The organism is Mesorhizobium sp. WSM4809 (genome assembly GCF_055811655.1).
The window spans coordinates 82205-100232 of record NZ_JBVVQW010000008.1 but is presented as its reverse complement, the minus strand read 5'-3'; the positions used below and the strand labels follow the sequence as shown (position 1 = coordinate 100232).

Sequence of the window (18028 nt, the reverse complement as noted above, 5' to 3'; positions counted from 1 at the left end):
TAAAGCGCATCGCGATTGAACGGATTCAAGCGATGCGCTTTAGGCTTTTGCTCTATGCATGTCATTTGCGCAAAACCGGGGCCACTTTTGCGCGACATGCATTAGGCTTGATCGAAGCCCTCAAACCAGCAACATAGCCAGCCATGCCGCTACGCTTCACGCTCAGACAGCTGGAATATTTCGTCGCCGTGGGCGAAGCCGGCTCCATCGCCAAGGCGGCCGAACAGGTCAATGTGTCGCCGCCGTCGATTTCGGCCTCCATCGCACAACTGGAAACCGAGTTCGGCGTCCAGCTTTTTGTCCGCAAGCATTCGCACGGCCTGTCGCTGACAGCCGGCGGCCGCATCTTCCTCAAGGAAGCCGCAAGGCTGCTCAACGATGCCGACGCCTTGCATGACGTCGCCGGCGATTTTGCCGAAAAGGTGCGCGGCCCGCTGGCGGTGGGATGTCTGCTGACGTTCGCGCAGATCGTGCTGCCGGCGCTGCGCATGCGGTTCGAGCGTGCCTATCCCGATGTGCGGGTGCGCCAGTTCGAGCGCAATCAGGGGCAATTGCTCGAGATGCTGCAGCGCGGTGAAATCGACCTTGCCTTGACCTACGATCTCGAACTGTCGCAGGACATGACCTTCGAGCCGCTGATGCTGGTGCCAGCGTACGTCATGCTGCCGGCGGGGCATCGCTTCGCGGCAAAGGCGTCGATCACGACGGAGGAGCTGGCCGACGAGCCGATGGTGCTGCTCGACCTGCCGTTCAGCCGCGAATATTTTCTGTCGGCATTCCACCGGCGGGGAATCCGCCCCAACATTGCCGAGCGTACCGGCGACATCGCCGTCATGCGTTCCATGGTGGCCAACGGCTTCGGCTACGGCATCGCCAATATGCGGCCGCTCAACACGCTGGCGCCGGACGGCAAGCCGCTGGTCTTCGTGCCGCTGGACGGCGATCTGCGGCCGCTGACCATGGGCGTCGCCTTGCCCAGTTCCGAACACCGCACGCAAACCGTCCAGGCGTTCATCGACCACTGCCGGCATTTCGTCGTCGAGCAAGGCGTGTTCGGCGCCGAGCGGGCTGTCGGCCAGGCAGCACTTCCACAGAAGTAGCCCCGGTTAAGCCAACTGCTGGTCGGCAAGCCGCTGCAGCAATTTTTCCAGCATGCCATCGCAACGGCGCATCTGCTCGACGCTGACGAACTCATCCGGCTTGTGTCCCTGCGCCATCGATCCCGGTCCGCACACGACCGTCGGCGTGCCGAGATCGCGGCTGAACAGGCCGCCCTCCGTGCCGTAGGCAACCTTGATGGTGTTGTTGGCGCCGGTCAGCGATTTGATGAAAGCGACGGCTTGCGAACTGGCCGGCGTGTCCAGGCCGGGATAGGTGTTGGTGATGTCGATGTCGATTGCCGCCTCAGGCGCGATAGCCGAGGCTTCGGTGGAAATGCGCGCGGCCTCCACGCGCAGGCGCTCGAGAATCTCATGCGGGTCGTCGGCCGCGACATTGCGGATCTCGAAGTCGACCTGGCAGAGGTTCGGCACGATGTTCAGCGCCACGCCGGCGTTGATCTTGCCGACATGGACGGTTGTGTAGGCAATGTCGTAGTCGCCGTCGCGGGCGCCATCGCGCACCAGCCGGTCCTGCTCGCGGCGCAAGGCGGCGACGAAGTCGCAGCCGAGATGGATGGCGTTGAGCGCCAACGGGGCTAGCGCCGAATGGCCCTCGCGTCCCTTGCAAAGCGCGCGTGCGGCAAGCTTGCCCTTGTGGCCCGTCGCCACCTGCATGTCGGTGGGCTCGCCCACGATGCACAGCAAGGGCCGCTGCGGGGCCGCTTGCAGCATGTCGATCAGACTGCGCACACCAATGCAGCCGATCTCCTCGTCGTAGGAGAGTGCCAAATGCAACGGCGTCTTCAGCGTCATTTTCGCGGCCTTGAGGCACGTGGCGAGCGCGCAGGCGACGAAGCCCTTCATGTCGGCCGCGCCGCGTCCGTAAAGCTTGCCGTCGCGGTTGGTCATCTCGAAGGGCGGCAGCGTCCAGGCCTGGCCGTCGACCGGAACGACGTCGGTGTGGCCGGACAGCATGATGCCGGAAGCATCAGTCGGTCCGATGGTGGCAAACAAATTGGCTTTATGGCCGTCCTCGCTGCGGATGATCTGGCAAGCAATGCCATGCGCCTCCAGCAGCTCCGCCACATAACCGATGAGGACGAGGTTCGAGTCGCGGCTCACCGTCGGGAAGGCGATCAGCTTTTCTAGGATCTGGATGCTGTCCATGCGTTTATGTCTCGTTGGCCGTGGGCGCTATCTAACATCGCGCAGCGGCGGCCTTGAAGTCGCATTTGGCTCAGCCGAAATTCAGCGGATGCTAATCCGGGTGAACGCGATTAGGCGCGGCCTAACCGGCACAGAAGAAATCTGTTGTTTTCCGGCGCTTGCCGCAACTTATGAATGGTCTCACGGCATCAACCCACTGGGCTGGCCGGCTTGCGCCTTGGCTCGAACCATGATCGGGCAAGTTGCAAGGCTGAGCTGGCAGGAAGGCACGTTCCATGCGCGATCCGCGCTACGACATTCTGTTCGAGCCCGTGAAGATCGGTCCGGTGACCGCCAAGAACCGCTTCTATCAGGTGCCGCATTGCAATGGCGGGGGCTATCGCGATCCTTCGGCCGCGGCCGAGATGCGCCGCATCAAGTCGGAAGGCGGCTGGGGCGTCATCTTCACCGAGCAGACCGAGATGCACCACACATCGGAGATCACGCCCTTCATCGAGCTCAGGCTGTGGGACGACGCCGATATCCCGGCGCTGGCGAAGATGGCAGAGGCCATGCACCAGCATGGCGCGCTGGCCGGCATCCAGCTGGCCTATTCGGGCATCAACGGTCCCAACCTCTACACCAAGGAGGTACCGCGCGGACCCTCGGCCCTGCCGATCCGAACCTTCACCAACGATCCGGTCCAAGCGCGCGCCATGGACAAGCAGGATATACGCGACCTGCGCCGCTGGCACCGCAATGCCTTCAAACGGGCCAGGCTGGCGGGCTTCGATCTGGTCTGCCTCTACGGCGCGCATGGCTTCGGCATCATCCAGCACTTCCTGTCCACCGCCACCAACCAGCGCAGCGACGAATATGGGGGCTCGCTGGAGAACCGCTCGCGGTTGATGCGTGAGCTGATCGAAGAGGGCAGGGACGCCATCGGCGACACGTGCGGCCTGACGCTGCGGCTGTCGCTGGACGAGATGATCGGCGAGCTCGGCTTTGCCAATTCCGAAGTGCGCGACATGATCGAGATGCATGCCGATCTGCCCGACCTCTGGGACCTGGCGCATGGCGCCTGGGAGGACTGCTCGGGGCCGTCGCGGTTCAAGGAGGAGGGCGCGCAGGAGAGCCTGGTGTCCGGAATCAAGACGCTGACCTCCAAGCCGGTCGTCGGTGTCGGCCGCTTCACCTCGCCGGATGTGATGGTGAAGATGATCAAGTCCGGCACGCTGGACTTCATTGGCTGCGCGCGGCCGTCGATCGCTGATCCCTTCCTGCCGAAGAAGGTGGAAGAGGGGCGGATCGAGGACATTCGCGAATGCATCGGCTGCAACATCTGCATCACCGGCGACATGACCATGTCGATCTCGCGCTGCACGCAGAACCCGACCTTCATGGAGGAGTGGCGCAAGGGTTGGCATCCCGAACGCATGCAGGCCAAGGGCGACAGCGACAGCGTGCTGATCGTCGGAGCCGGCCCCGCCGGGCTGGAAGCCGCCAAGGCACTCGGCCTGCGCGGCTACCAGGTGGCCATCGCCGAAGCCGGAACCGAACTCGGCGGCCGCGTGGCGCGCGAGTGCCGCTTGCCTGGTCTCTCGGCATGGGGGCGTGTGCGCGACTACCGCCAGTACCAGATCAGCCAGATGTCCAATGTCGACGTCTATTTCGAAAGCCGGCTGTCGGCCGAGGAAATCCTCGCCTTCGGCTTCCAGAACATTGCCATCGCCACCGGCTCGACATGGCGCCGCGATGGCGTGGCGCGCGCGCATGTCGTGCCGATGCCGGCGGACCGGGCCATGCCGGTCTACACGCCGGACGATTTGATGGGCGGCAATGTGCCGACCGGAACTGTCGTGCTGTTCGACGACGATCACTATTACATGGGCGGCGTTCTGGCCGAGCTGATGGGGCGCCAGGGCGCGAGGGTGACGCTGGTGACACCGTCGGCCTATGTGTCCGACTGGACCCGCAACACGCTGGAGCAGGGCGCCATCCACCGCCGGCTGGCCGAACTCGGCGTCGATATCGTGCTGAACCGGACCGTGACCCGCATCGTGGCGGGTGGGGTTGTCACTGCGTGCGCCTATACGGGCGCCCGAAGCGACATTGCCGCGGACGCCGTGGTGCTGGTGACGTCGCGCCAACAGGACGACGGCGTCTGGCGCGAGTTGAAGGCGCGGCGGGACGAATGGGCCGATAGCGGCATCCGCTCGATCAAGGTCATCGGCGACGCCGAAGCGCCGGGTCCGATCGCCTGGGCAACCTATGCCGGCCACCGCTTTGCGCGCGAGCTGGATGAAGCCGATATCGGCGACGCACTGCCCTTCCGCCGCGAGGTCACGGCGCTGGCGGTGGATTAGGCGCCTGCGGCGCGGTCAGCGAATATTGGGTTGTTCAACCATACTGCATTGCACAATTCCTTCGCTTGGTCACAATGCAGGCATGGTTCGAACCGCACTCGCCGTCCTGGTGATCGATGAAAACCGCATCCGCGCCGCGATCATCGAGGCGGGGTTGCGCGAGGCCGGCCATGAGCGAGTCACCGTCATTCATGACGTGACCGGCATTGCGCGGCGGATCGCCGAGGTCGAGCCCGACGTCATCGTCATCGATCTCGAGAATCCGAACCGGGACATGCTGGAAAACATGTTCCAGCTGTCGCGCGCCGTGAAACGGCCGATCGCCATGTTCGTCGACCGCTCCGACCAGGCCTCGATCGAGGCGGCGGTCGATGCCGGCGTTTCGGCCTATGTCGTCGACGGTCTGCGGCAAGAGCGCGTCAAGCCGATCCTCGACATGGCGGTCAGCCGTTTCAACGCTTTTTCGCGCATGGCGCGCGAACTGGAAGAGGTTCGCGGCGAACTCGAGAGCCGCAAGGTGATCGACCGCGCCAAGGGCATCCTGATGAAGTCGCGCGGCCTCTCCGAAGAGGCCGCCTACACGCTGCTGCGCAAGACGGCGATGAACCAGAACCGCAAGATCGGCGACATCGCCCAGAGCCTGGTGACTGCCGCCGGGCTGCTCGGACCGGCGGAGGATGAATGAGCATGGGCGCCGCGCACCAGATCACCGCCGGTTTCATGCCGCTTTTCGACAGCGCCGTGCTGGTCGCGGCCGGGGAGCTTGGCTTTGCCGCACGAGAAGGCATCGACCTCACCCTACACCGCGAGACGTCCTGGGCCAACATCCGCGACCGCATCGCCATCGGTCACTTTCATCTCGCGCATATGCTGGGACCGATGCCGCTCGCCTGCAATCTCGGGCTGACGCCACTCGCTTCGGAAACCATCGTGCCGTTCTCGCTCGGGCTCGGCGGCAATTGCGTCACCGTCTCCAACACCGTCTGGGCCGGAATGGTGGCGCACGGCGCCGAAGCCGATCTTGATCCGGCGCGCGCCGGTGCGGCGTTGCACGCGCTCATTCGCGAGCGCGCTGCGGCCGGTGGCGACCCGCTGCGCTTCGCCGTGGTGCATCCGCATTCCGGGCACAATTACGAACTCCGCTACTGGCTCGCCGCCTGCGGCATCGATCCGGGGCGCGAAATCGAGATCGTCATCGTGCCGCCGCCCTTCATGGCGGATGCGCTGGCCACCGGCCGCATCGACGGGTACTGCGCAGGCGAACCTTGGAACAGTGCTGCGGTTGCCGCCGGCACCGGGCATATCGTCACCGTCAAGGCGCGGATATGGCGTAACAGCCCGGAGAAGGTGATCGGCGTGCGCAAGGCGTGGGCAGACGAAAACCCCGAGGCACTGGCGGCGCTGCTGCGTGCGCTGCATCACTCGGCGCGCTGGTGCCAGGATCCGGCCAACCGTGGCGAATTGGCAGCTGTGATGGCGCAGGCCGGCTTTCTCGGCCTGCCGCCGGCCGTGCAGATGCCGATCCTGACCGGTCATCTCCGACTGGGCGGCGGCGCGGAGCGGACCATCGACGACTTCTTCCTCCCGTTCGACAAGGCAGCGAACTTTCCATGGAAGAGCCATGCGCTGTGGTTCTACACGCAGATGGTGCGCTGGGGGCACGTGGCGCACACGCCGGAAAACCTTGCCATCGCCCGCAACTGCTACCGGCCCGACCTCTACCGTTCGGCTCTGAAGCCGCTTGGTGTGGCGCTTCCCGGCGCCAATTCGAAAGTCGAGGGTGCGCTCCAAGTTGCCACCGCAGTCGGCGCGACAGGCGCCGGCCTTGTGCTCGGTCCGGACGGTTTCTTCGACGGCCAGATCTTCGATCCGGACGAGGTCGACGCGTACATTACCGGCCAGAAATCGGCTCGCGCGGAAGCCTGATCATTTCCGCGTCATTCTTGTGCATTGCACAAAAATTGTGCGCGCGATTGCCCGAATGAACAATCTTTGGCCTTCCGGCTATACGACCCGGTGCGTCCGCGATCGGCGCGGGTTGCTGATTTAATTGATCTTTTTCACCTCTCTCAAAACTGGCACGGTTCCTGCTTTGAGATAGACAGGCCCTTCGCGGGTCACGGAACAGGCGTCCAACGACGGGCGCCACAGGCAAAGCTGCCGCTCAGGTTAATGCGCGCTCCCGGTCACCCGGACGCGAAGACCTGGCTGGCGGCTTTTTTGTTTTGATCAACACGCAATCGACGACGCGGATCCCAAGCCGCGCCCAACCGGAGACGACGATGACGAAACGGATCAGGACTGGAACGACCCTCAAGGACATGACGCGCCGCGATTTTCTCGTCAGCAGCGCGATGACGGCCGGCCTGTTCGTGGCGGCCCGCAAGCTCTTCCCTTCCGGCGCCTATGCTGCGACCGCCACTCCGGAGGTCACCGGGGCCAAGCTCGGCTTCATTGCCCTCACCGATGCGGCACCGCTGATGATCGCCAAGGAGAAGGGGCTGTTCGCCAAGTTCGGCATGCCCGATGTCGAGGTGCTCAAGCAGGCCTCCTGGGGTGCGACACGCGACAATCTGATGCTCGGCGGCGCGGCCAACGGCATCGACGGCGCCCATATCCTGACGCCGCTGCCTTACCTCATGCACACGGGCAAGGTGACGCAGAACAACCAGCCGATGCCGATGGCGATCGTGGCGCGGCTCAACTACGACTGCCAAGGCATTTCGGTCGCCCAGGAATATGCCGGCACCGGTGTCGGTCTCGACGCCTCGAAGCTGAAAGACGCTTTTGCCGCCAAGAAAGCGGCTGGCAAGGAAATCAAGGCCGCCATGACCTTCCCGGGCGGCACGCATGATTTGTGGCTGCGCTACTGGCTGGCGGCCGGTGGCATCGATCCCGACAAAGACGTCTCGACCATCGTCGTGCCGCCGCCGCAGATGGTGGCCAACATGAAGGTCGGCAACATGGACGTGTTCTGCGTCGGCGAGCCGTGGAACGAGCAGCTCGTCCATCAGGGCGTCGGCTTCACCGCCGCCACGACGGGCGAATTGTGGAAGGGCCATCCGGAAAAGGCGCTCGGCCTGCGTGCCGAATTCATCGAGAAAAACCCGAACGCCACCAAGGCGATCCTGATGGCCGTCATGGAAGCCCAGCAATGGTGCGAGGCCAGCGACAACAAGGACGAGATGGCCGCCATCATCGGCAAGCGGCAATGGATGAACGTGCCCGTCGCCGACATCATCGGCCGCCTCAAGGGCGACATCAACTACGGCAATGGCCGCGTCGCCAACGGCACCGATCTTTCCATGAAGTTCTGGAAGGGCGGCGTCTCCTATCCGTTCAAGAGCCACGATACGTGGTTCCTCGCCGAGAACATCCGTTGGGGCAAGTTCGCGCCGACCACCGACATCAAGGCGCTGGTCGATCAGGTCAACCGCGAGGATCTGTGGCGCGAGGCGGCCAAGGATCTCGGCGTTGCGGCTGCCGACGTTCCGGCGTCGTCGTCGCGCGGCGTCGAGACCTTCTTCGACGGCAAGATCTTCGATCCGGCCAACCCGTCCGCCTATCTCGATAGCCTGAAGATCAAGGCATCGGCCTGAACCCCTGCGCAAACGGCACATTGCGCCGTTTGTCGCTCGAATTATCTGCCCCACGGAGTTTTCCCCAGACATGTCGATCCAGACTATCGAGGACACCAAGGTGAAGGCCTTTCCTGCCAAGCCGGCGGAGGTCATCGCCTTCACTGCCAAGGCACGGCGTCGCTTCGAGCCGCTAGCCATCGCCGGCAAACTGGCAAGCGCGCTGGTGCCGCCCATCATCGTGATCGCGCTGATGCTGGTCGTCTGGCAGATCGCCTGTTCGTCGCCGACATCAAGCCTGCCGCCGCCGACCCAGGTGTGGAACGAGGCCTACGATTTGATCGCGCATCCGTTCTTCGACAATGGCCCGCAGGATATCGGTCTGGCATGGCGCGTGCTGATCTCGCTGCAGCGTGTTGCCATCGGCTTCGGCCTGGCGGCGGTGGTCGGCGTCGCGCTCGGCGCGCTGGTCGGCCAGTCGATCTGGGCGATGCGCGGCCTCGACCCAGTGTTCCAGATCCTGCGCACGGTGCCGCCGCTGGCCTGGCTGCCGCTGTCGCTGGCGGCGTTCCGCGATTCCAGCCCGTCGGCGATCTTCGTCATCTTCATCACGTCGATCTGGCCAATCATCATCAACACTGCGGTTGGCGTGCGTAACATCCCAGAGGATTATCGCAACGTCTCGCGCATCCTGCGGCTCAACCAGTTCGAGTTCTTCGTGAAGATCATGGTGCCGGCCGCCGCGCCTTACATCTTTACCGGCCTGAGGATCGGCATCGGCCTGTCCTGGCTTGCCATCGTCGCCGCCGAAATGCTGACCGGCGGCGTCGGCATCGGCTTCTTCATCTGGGACGCGTGGAACTCGTCGCGGCTGCCCGACATCATCGTCGCGCTCGCCTATATCGGCGTCACCGGCTTCTGCCTCGACCGTCTGGTCGCGGCGGTCGGCGCCTTCGTCACCCGCGGCACAACGGCAAAGTGAGGAGAGGGGCGATGACGGCCTATCTGAAGCTCGACCATATCGACAAATCCTTCACGCGTGGTGCCCAGGTCAGCGAGGTGTTGAAGGACATCAGGCTGACCATCGACAACGGCGAATTCGTCTCCATCATCGGCCATTCCGGCTGTGGCAAGTCGACCTTGCTCAATCTGATCGCCGGGCTGACCAAGGTGTCCGCCGGCGCCGTGCTGCTCGAGGACAAGGAGGTCGACAGCCCAGGACCGGAACGCGCCGTGGTGTTCCAGAACCACAGCCTTTTGCCGTGGCTGACCGTCTACGAAAACATCAATCTGGCGGTGTCGAAGGTCTTCGGTCGTTCGAAGAGCAAGGCCGAGCGGCATGACTGGATCATGCGCAATCTTGACCTCGTGCAGATGGCGCATGCCAAGGATAAACGCCCGGCAGAAATATCGGGCGGCATGAAGCAGCGCGTCGGCATCGCCCGGGCGCTGGCCATGGAGCCGAAGATCCTGCTGCTCGACGAGCCGTTCGGCGCGCTCGATGCGCTGACGCGCGCCCATCTGCAGGACGCGGTGATGGACATCCACTCCAGGCTCGGCTCGACGACGATCATGATCACCCACGATGTCGACGAGGCGGTGCTGCTTTCCGACCGCATCGTCATGATGACCAATGGCCCGGCGGCAACCATCGGCGAAGTGCTTCCCGTGCCGCTGGCGCGGCCGCGCCGGCGCGTCGAACTCTCTTCCGACCGGACCTTCCTGCGCTGCCGCGAGGCGGTGCTGAAGTTCCTCTACGAACGCCACCGCTTCGTCGAAGCCGCGGAGTAGCACCATGAGCGAAAGACTTGTCATCATCGGCAATGGCATGGCCCCCGGGCGCATGCTCGAGCACCTGCTGGAACAGGCGCCGGGCCGCTACACCGTCACCATCTTCAACGCCGAGCCCCGCGTCAATTACGACCGCATCATGCTGTCGCCGGTTCTGTCGGGCGAGAAAGCCTATGAGGAGATCATCATCCACGGCGACGGCTGGTACATCGCCAACAACATCACCCTCTACAAGGGCCACAAGATCGTCACCATCGACCGGTCAGCGAAGACCGTCACGTCAGATCATGGCGTCACCGAACCCTACGACAAGCTCGTCATCGCCACCGGCTCGGTGCCGTTCATCATTCCGGTGCCGGGCCATGATCTGCCGGGCGTGCTGACCTATCGCGACCTCGACGATGTGCAGGCGATGATGCTCGCCGCCCAGTCGCGGGCCAAGGCGGTGGTCATCGGCGGCGGCCTGCTCGGGCTGGAGGCGGCAGCAGGGCTGAACGCGCAAGGCATGGACGTCACCGTGCTGCATGTCATGCCGACGCTGATGGAGCGCCAGCTCGATCCCGCGGCCGGCTATCTGCTGCAGCGTGCCGTGGAGCAGCGCGGCATCAAGGTGATCACCAAGGCTAACACACAGGCGATCACAGGCAACGGCAAGGTCGGGCAGGTGGAGCTTGCTGACGGCACCATTATCCCAGCAACGCTTGTGGTGATGGCCGTCGGCATCAGGCCGAATTCGGCGCTAGCGAAACAGGCCGGCATCGCAGTCAACAGGGGCATCGTCGTCGACGCCGGAATGCGCAGCAACGATCCCGACATTTACGCGCTCGGCGAATGTGCCGAGGTCAACGGCCAGGTCTATGGCCTCGTCGCGCCGCTCTACGAGATGGCGCGCGTTACAGCCAGCCAGCTTGCCGGCAACGAAGCGGCGGCCTTCGTCCATATGGACACGCCGACCAAGCTCAAGGTCACCGGCATCGACCTGTTCTCGCTCGGCGACTTCGCCGAGGGCGAGGACCGCCAGGAGATCGTGCTGCGCGATGCGGCCGCCGGCGTCTACAAGCGCCTTGTCCTGAAGGACGACCGCATCATCGGTACTGTGCTCTATGGCGAGACGGCTGATGGAGCCTGGTTCAACGACCTCAAGAAGAAGCAGACCGATATTTCCGAAATGCGCGACACGCTCATCTTCGGCCAGTCCTACCAGGGGGGTGCCCCGCTGGACCCTATGGCGGCCGTTGCAGCCTTGCCGGATGATGCGGAAATCTGCGGCTGCAACGGCGTTTGCAAGGGAAAGATCACTGGCGCGATTACGGGGAAGGGCCTGACCTCGCTCGACGACGTGCGCGCCCACACCAAGGCGTCAGCCTCCTGCGGCTCCTGCACCGGGCTGGTCGAGAAGCTGATGGTGCTGACCATCGGCGACAAATACAATCCGGCGGCGGTGCAGCCGATGTGCGGCTGCACGACGCTCGGCCATGACGAGGTGCGCCGGCTGATCATCGCCAAGGGCCTGAAGACCATTCCCGCCGTCATGCAGGAACTGGAGTGGACGACCTCCTGCGGCTGCGCCAAATGCCGGCCGGCGCTCAACTATTATCTCGTCTGCGACTGGCCGGACGACTACGCCGACGACTACCAGTCGCGCTTCATCAACGAGCGCGTACACGCCAACATCCAGAAGGACGGCACCTATTCGGTGGTGCCGCGCATGTGGGGCGGCGTCACCAACGCGGCAGAGCTGCGCGCCATCGCCGACGTCGTCGACAAGTTCGAAATCCCGATGGTCAAGGTCACCGGCGGCCAGCGCATCGACATGCTCGGCATCCGCAAGGAAGACCTGCCGGCGGTATGGGCCGATCTCGGCCAGGCCGGCTTCGTCTCCGGCCACGCCTATGCCAAGGGGTTGCGCACGGTGAAGACCTGCGTCGGCTCGGACTGGTGCCGCTTCGGCACGCAGGATTCGACGGGCTTCGGCGTCCGCATCGAAAAATTCATGTGGGGCTCGTGGACGCCGGCCAAGGTCAAGATGGCCGTGTCGGGCTGTCCGCGCAACTGCGCCGAAGCGACCTGCAAGGATGTTGGCGTCATCTGCGTCGACTCCGGCTACGAAATCCATTTTGCCGGGGCGGCCGGGCTCGACATCAAGGGCACCGAGGTGCTCGGCCTGGTCAAGACCGAGGATGAGGCGCTGGAGCATATCGTGGCGCTGACGCAGATGTATCGCGAGCAGGGTCGCTATCTCGAGCGCATCTACAAATGGGCCAAACGCATCGGCATCCCCGAGATCAAGCGTCAGATCATGGACGATGGCGAGAAGCGCAAGGCTTATTACGACCGCTTCGTCTTCAGCCAGAAATTCGCCCAGGTCGATCCGTGGTCGGAACGCGTTTCCGGCAAGGACAAGCACGAATTCCGGCCGATGGCCTCTGTCGGGTTTGCGCAGGCGGCGGAGTGACAATCATGAACTGGATCGCCATCGGCTCCATCGCCGACATCCCCCGCCGCGGCGCGCGCTGCGTCGCCACCCCGGAAGGCAAGATCGCCGTCTTCCGCACCGCCGACGATCAGGTCTACGCCATCGACGACCATTGCCCGCACAGAGGCGGGCCGCTCAGCCAGGGCATCGTGCACGGGACGTCGGTGACCTGTCCCTTACACAATTGGGTGATTTCGCTGGAGACGGGCAAGGCGCTCGGCGCCGACGAGGGCGCGGTGCGCACCATTCCGGTGCGGGTCGAAGGCGAGCATCTGTTCATTGCGCTGGAAGCGCTGGCCAGCCGCGCGGCCTGACCAATGGAGATCGACGAAGCGCGCGAGGTGAGGACCACCTGCCCCTATTGCGGGGTGGGCTGCGGCGTGCTGGCGAAGGTCGCCGCGGACGGGCAGGTGTCCGTGCGTGGCGACCCCGACCACCCGGCCAATTTCGGCCGGCTCTGCTCCAAGGGCTCGGCACTGGCCGAGACCATCGACCTCGACGGCAGGCTGCTTCATCCGGAGATCCATGGCCGCCGCGCCGGCTGGGACGAGGCGCTCGACCTGGTCGCTTCGACCTTCTCGCAGACCATCGCCGAGCATGGGCCCGATGCGGTCGCCTTCTATGTCTCCGGCCAGTTGCTGACCGAGGACTATTATGTCGCCAACAAACTGATGAAGGGTTTTGTCGGCTCGGCCAACATCGACACCAATTCGCGCCTGTGCATGGCCTCCTCGGTCGCCGGCCACCGCCGCGCTTTCGGCTCCGACACCGTGCCGGGAACCTATGAGGATCTGGAGCTGGCCGACCTGATCGTGCTGGTCGGCTCCAACCTCGCCTGGTGCCATCCGGTGCTCTACCAGCGCATCGCGGCTGCCCGGGAAAAGCGGCCGGAGGTGAAGATCGTCCTGGTCGACCCGCGTCGCACCATGACCGCTGACATCGCCGACATGCATCTGGCGATCGCGCCCGATGGCGACGTCGCTTTGTTCACGGGCCTGCTCGCTTATCTCGGCCAGCACAATGCGCTCGACCGCGCCTACATCACGACGCACACGACCGGCTTCGGGCAAGCGCTTTTCGCGGCCTCCGCGCTCGACCTGGCCGGCGTCGCCGCCGCCACCGGCCTGAGCGAGGACGAGCTTGGCCGTTTCTACAGCCTGTTTGCGGCGACGGCGAAAACGGTGACGGTTTACAGCCAGGGTGTGAACCAGTCGTCATCCGGCACCGACAAGGTCAACGCAATCATCAACTGCCATCTCGCCACCGGCCGCATCGGCAAACCCGGAGCAGGGCCGTTTTCGGTGACGGGCCAGCCCAACGCCATGGGCGGCCGCGAGGTCGGCGGCATGGCCAATATGCTCGCCGCCCATATGGAGATCGAAAACCCCGACCATCGCGACCGCGTGCAGCGCTTCTGGAGCGCGCCTGATATCGCGCAAAAGCCGGGCCTGAAGGCAGTCGAGATGTTCCAGGCGCTGGCTGACGGGCGCATCAAGGCGCTGTGGATCATGGCCACCAACCCGGTCGATTCGATGCCGGACGCCGATGCCGTCGAAGCGGCGATCAAGGCGTGCCCCTTCGTCGTGGTGTCGGACGTGCTGGCCCGGACCGACACCGTCCGCCATGCCCATGTCCGGCTGCCCGCCGCCGCCTGGGGCGAGAAGGATGGCACCGTCACCAATTCCGAACGCCGTGTGTCGCGCCAGCGCGCGTTTTTGGAGCTGCCCGGCGAGGCAAGGCCCGACTGGTGGATTGTCGCCGAGGTGGGCAAGCGGATGGGGTTTGGCGGGGCGTTTTCGTATGCGTCGCCAGGGGAGGTTTTTGCCGAGCATGCCGCGCTGTCGGGGTTCGAGAATGATGGTGCGCGGGATTTCGATATTGGCGTCTACGGCGGAGTTGATGGCGAGACCTACGCAACGCTTGAGCCGTTCCAGTGGCCGGCGCCCGGTCGTGCCGACCCCTTCTGGCCTGCCGGCCATCTCCCCCTCAAGGGGGGAGATCAGCCTGCCGCTCGGCTTTCGCCAATCGCCAACGCTGCGGAAGAAGCGCCGGTGACAAAGCTGCTAGTCTCCCCCCTCGAGGGGGAGATGGCCGGCAGGCCAGAAGGGGTCGGCACGACTGGGCTCCAGGTTCGCTTCTTCGCCGACGGCAATTTCTACACACCCGATCGCAAGGCGCGCTTCATCGCCATCCGCCCGACCACGGAAGTCCGCACCAGTCCCGACTATCCGCTGATCCTCAACACCGGCCGTATCCGCGACCATTGGCACACCATGACGCGGACCGGCAAAAGCCCGCGGCTTTCGCAGCACATCGCCGAGCCCTTCGTCGAGATCCACCCGGTGGATGCGCAGCGCTTCGGCATCGGTGACGCCGACATCGTGCGCGTTTCCAGCCCGCGCGGTGACGTGCTGGTCCGCGCGCTGGTGACGATACGCCAGCGCCAGGGCAGCCTGTTTGCGCCGATGCACTGGACCGATCAGTTCTCGGCAAAGGGCCGGCTCGACACGCTGACCGCGCCGCTGACCGATCCCATTTCCGGCCAGCCGGCGCTGAAACATGTCGCCGCCCGCATCGAGAAATTCGCCGCAAAAGCCTTCGGCTTTGCGGTGACGCGGCATAGGCCGTCGCCCGATGCCGCGGCCTATTGGGCCGTGGCCAAATGCAAGGGCGGCTGGCGGGTCGAGCTTGCCTTTGCCGAAGACGACATCGACTGGGCCGGCTTTGCCGGGTCACTGTTCGGCGCGTCACCGGGTGCGGAAATGCTCGCCTATCATGACTGCGACGCCGGCCAGCATCGCATCGCCGCCTTCGACGGCGATCAACTGTCAGGCGCCTTGTTCGTCGCGCCCGGCCCGGTCGCCGTGTCGCGCGGCTGGGCGGCGGAACAGTTAAGTGCCGATCATGTCGACCGGCGCGGAAGGCTGGCGATCGTGGCCGGACGGCCGGGCGGGGTCGACGTCGATCGCGGCGCCATTGTCTGCTCCTGTTTCGGCGTCGGCGCCAACCAGATCGTCGAAGCGGTGCGCCGCGGCTGCGGCAGCGTCGCGGCAATCGGCGCTGCCCTGCATGCCGGCACGAATTGCGGCTCCTGCCGCGCCGAGATCAGGGTCATCATCGAGGCGCAGAGTCTTCAAGCAGCCGAGTGATTGTCCCAACCAAATGGGCCTGCGCGACGGCGCTGGTTGGGCTATGGTGGCGCAAGCGTGCTGCGCACGAATCGTCTCAGTCAGGGTCATCCCAATGGCAAATCCCCCGCGCCGACCGACAAATCCGATGGAGGCCGCCGAGGCGGCTTTCAAACCGGTGAAGAAGCCGGCCGCTCCGGTGCGCGAGCCGCCGGCCGCTCCAGGCGTCAGGGAGCTTGTTTCGATCCGGATCGACCGCGCCGTGCTGGACCACTTCCAGGAGGATGGGCCGGGCTGGCAGGACCGCATCAACGACGCCTTGCGGCAGGCGATAGAAGGCAAGCCGACGGCCGGCGGTTTGGACGACGAGTAGCGCCCATCGCTTCGTCATCCACGGGCGGAGCAAGGAGCGTAGCGACGCGGCGCAGACCCTTGGAGCTGCTCCGCAGCCCAAGGGATACATGCCGCGACCTCAAAGCGCTGCAGCGGTGCAGAATTCTGTTCCGCTGCATTCCTCGATGGCTGTCACGGAATGGATCCCAGGGTCTCCGCGACGGAGCTTCGCTCCTGCTTCGCCCTAGGATGACGAAGTTGGGGAGGCTTCGGCCAAAGCGGACGTCGGCTCACGCCTCGAAGTGCAGGATATAGAGCTTGCGCGTCTTCTCGTGGATCGTCCATTCGCCTTTCCAGCCTTTCGGCAGCACCAGCATCTCTCCGGCGCCGACGTCCTTGCTGCGGCCATCGGGACCATGCAGCGAGGCCCGGCCTGACACGATGTGGCACGTTTCGGAATTGCTGTCGCGCGATGCGGTGAAGCGGCCCGGCGTGCACTCCCAGACGCCGACTTCCAGCGTGCCGTCGGGCGAGGTCCACAGCGTCTTCGCTGCTTCGAACTGATTGCCGCTGATCGAGGTCGGCTTGGGCTCGGGCTCGCCGAGATCGATCGAGGCGAGATGGGCGAAGGTCTGGAAATCGGTCATGGCAGTCTCCGGGCAGGCACTGAAAAAGCAGAAAGTTTTGGAGTCGCTCCGAGGCTCAATGCCCGGTGATGCGGTCGGCGATCGCGGCGAGTTTCGACGTGTGCTGGAGGCCGGCCTCCTCGCGTTCGTCGGCGACGCGATAGAGTTGATACATTGAGTGGACTCCGAGCCAGCGCATCGGCTCGGGCTCCCACTTGCTGACCTGGCGGTTGACCCAGGGCAGTCGGGTCAGTTCGGTGTCGCGCCGCAGGATGAGGTCGCGCAGCGTGCGGCCCGACAGGTTGGAACTGGATACGCCGAGCCCGACATAGCCGCCGGCCCAGCCGATGCCGGTCTCAGGGTCGAGACCGGCCGTCGTGCACCAGTCGCGAGGCACGCCCAGCACGCCGCACCAGGCGTGGTCGATGCGAAGCTTGGCTGTCTGTGGCAGAAGGCGGATGAGGATCGCGTGCAGGCTTTCGATCGTCGCCTGCTGCGTCTGGCCGCGCACGTCGGTCTGCGAGCCGTAGCGGTAGGGCACGCCGCGTCCGCCCATGGTGATGCGGCCTTCCCTGGTGCGCTGTGCATAGCAATAGGCGTGCGCGGCGTCGCCGAGAAGCTCATGGCCCTCCCAGCCGATCTCGTCCCATAGCGATTGCGGCAGCGGCTCGGTGATGATCTGCGCGCTGTTGAGCGGCAGCCAGAGCCGCTCATTGCCTGGTATGCCGGCCGTGAACCCTTCCGTGGCACGGATGATGATTGGCGCGCGCACGGTGCCGCGGCTCGTCGTGACCTTGCCCTTCTCGATGCCGGTCACGGTGGTCTGCTCGTAGATCGGCACGCCAATGCGTTCGACGGCTTCGGACAGGCCGCGCACCAGCTTGGCCGGCTGCACGCGCGCGGTGCCGTGGTGGATATAGCCGCCAAGCACATTTCTGATGTTGATGCGGGCTCTGGCCTCTTCCTGACCGATCAGGCTGACACGCTCGCTCGGCACGCTCCAGCCGATCGCATCGGCATAGGCGGCCTTGATCCGTTCGAGCTGCGGCGGGTTGGTGGCGACCGTCAGATTGTCGACCCGGCGGATGTCGGCATCGATGCCTTCGGTCTCGGTCACCGCGATCACTTCGTCGACCGTGCCATGCATGGCGGTTTCCATGTCGATGACGGCGCCGCGCGTCGAGGTCTGCAGATATTTTTCGCGCGACCAGCTGAAGCCGCCGGACAGCCAGCCGCCATTTCGGCCCGACGCGCCGAAGCCGGCGAACTCCCTCTCGACGATGGCGATGCGGATCGAAGGATCGGCCTTCTTCAGATAATAAGCCGTCCACAAGCCGGTGTAGCCGGCGCCGACGATGCAGACATCGGCTTCGAGATCACCTGGAAGCGGCGCGCGGTAGGCCGGCAGACCGATGTCGGCATACCAGAACGAGACGTTGCCGTTGACTTTGGCGTCCATGTCTAAAAACCCTGCGGGGAAAAGC

14 protein-coding genes are annotated in these 18028 nt (G+C 64.8%); 11 read left to right on the top strand and 3 right to left on the bottom strand.

Going from position 1 to position 18028, the window contains the following annotated elements; translation table 11 throughout:
* The first annotated feature begins 143 nt into the window (after positions 1–143).
* Entirely contained in the window at positions 144–1100 is a 957-nt protein-coding gene (locus AC0L24_RS20790; RefSeq protein WP_473564121.1) for a LysR family transcriptional regulator, read from the top strand.
* Positions 1101–1106: 6 nt separating this feature from the next.
* Here the strand turns inward: AC0L24_RS20790 and argE are convergent, their stop codons facing one another.
* On the bottom strand, positions 1107–2267 hold the full coding sequence (gene argE, locus AC0L24_RS20785; RefSeq protein WP_127809686.1) for an acetylornithine deacetylase: 1161 nt from the start codon (positions 2265–2267) through the stop codon (positions 1107–1109).
* A 275-nt stretch (positions 2268–2542) separates the two neighbouring features.
* Between argE and AC0L24_RS20780 the strand changes: the two genes are divergently transcribed.
* From AC0L24_RS20780 to AC0L24_RS20735, 10 genes are all read left to right on the top strand, one after another.
* The gene (locus tag AC0L24_RS20780) at positions 2543–4612 is read left to right on the top strand and encodes an oxidoreductase (RefSeq protein ID WP_473564120.1); all 2070 of its coding nucleotides are present in this window, start codon (positions 2543–2545) and stop codon (positions 4610–4612) included.
* Between the two features lie 82 nt (positions 4613–4694).
* Positions 4695–5297: an ANTAR domain-containing response regulator gene (locus AC0L24_RS20775; protein ID WP_127809688.1), complete on the top strand. Its 603-nt coding sequence runs from the start codon at positions 4695–4697 to the stop codon at positions 5295–5297.
* Between the two features lie 2 nt (positions 5298–5299).
* On the top strand, positions 5300–6538 hold the full coding sequence (locus tag AC0L24_RS20770) for a CmpA/NrtA family ABC transporter substrate-binding protein (protein ID WP_473564131.1): 1239 nt from the start codon (positions 5300–5302) through the stop codon (positions 6536–6538).
* 356 nt (positions 6539–6894) lie between these two features.
* The gene (locus AC0L24_RS20765; RefSeq protein WP_127396611.1) at positions 6895–8211 is read left to right on the top strand and encodes a CmpA/NrtA family ABC transporter substrate-binding protein; all 1317 of its coding nucleotides are present in this window, start codon (positions 6895–6897) and stop codon (positions 8209–8211) included.
* A gap of 70 nt (positions 8212–8281) precedes the next feature.
* A complete protein-coding gene (gene ntrB / locus AC0L24_RS20760; RefSeq protein ID WP_127326483.1) occupies positions 8282–9172 on the top strand; it encodes a nitrate ABC transporter permease in 891 nt (296 codons plus the stop codon).
* Between the two features lie 11 nt (positions 9173–9183).
* Positions 9184–9981, top strand: coding sequence for an ABC transporter ATP-binding protein (locus AC0L24_RS20755; RefSeq protein WP_127396612.1), 798 nt, complete (start codon positions 9184–9186; stop codon positions 9979–9981).
* Positions 9982–9985: 4 nt separating this feature from the next.
* A complete protein-coding gene (nirB, locus tag AC0L24_RS20750; protein ID WP_128362721.1) occupies positions 9986–12436 on the top strand; it encodes a nitrite reductase large subunit NirB in 2451 nt (816 codons plus the stop codon).
* Between the two features lie 5 nt (positions 12437–12441).
* Positions 12442–12771 (top strand): nitrite reductase small subunit NirD, encoded by a 330-nt coding sequence (gene nirD / locus AC0L24_RS20745; RefSeq protein WP_127398695.1) that lies wholly within the window; start codon positions 12442–12444, stop codon positions 12769–12771.
* A 3-nt stretch (positions 12772–12774) separates the two neighbouring features.
* On the top strand, positions 12775–15606 hold the full coding sequence (locus tag AC0L24_RS20740; RefSeq protein WP_292134651.1) for a nitrate reductase: 2832 nt from the start codon (positions 12775–12777) through the stop codon (positions 15604–15606).
* 94 nt (positions 15607–15700) lie between these two features.
* The gene (locus tag AC0L24_RS20735; protein WP_127397291.1) at positions 15701–15958 is read left to right on the top strand and encodes a BrnA antitoxin family protein; all 258 of its coding nucleotides are present in this window, start codon (positions 15701–15703) and stop codon (positions 15956–15958) included.
* 250 nt (positions 15959–16208) lie between these two features.
* Here the strand turns inward: AC0L24_RS20735 and AC0L24_RS20730 are convergent, their stop codons facing one another.
* A complete protein-coding gene (locus AC0L24_RS20730; protein ID WP_127397290.1) occupies positions 16209–16565 on the bottom strand; it encodes a cupin domain-containing protein in 357 nt (118 codons plus the stop codon).
* Between the two features lie 55 nt (positions 16566–16620).
* Positions 16621–18003 carry an NAD(P)/FAD-dependent oxidoreductase gene (locus tag AC0L24_RS20725; protein ID WP_127326488.1) on the bottom strand — a complete coding sequence of 461 codons (1383 nt, stop codon included), beginning with the start codon at positions 18001–18003 and terminating at the stop codon, positions 16621–16623.
* Positions 18004–18028 lie beyond the last annotated feature (25 nt).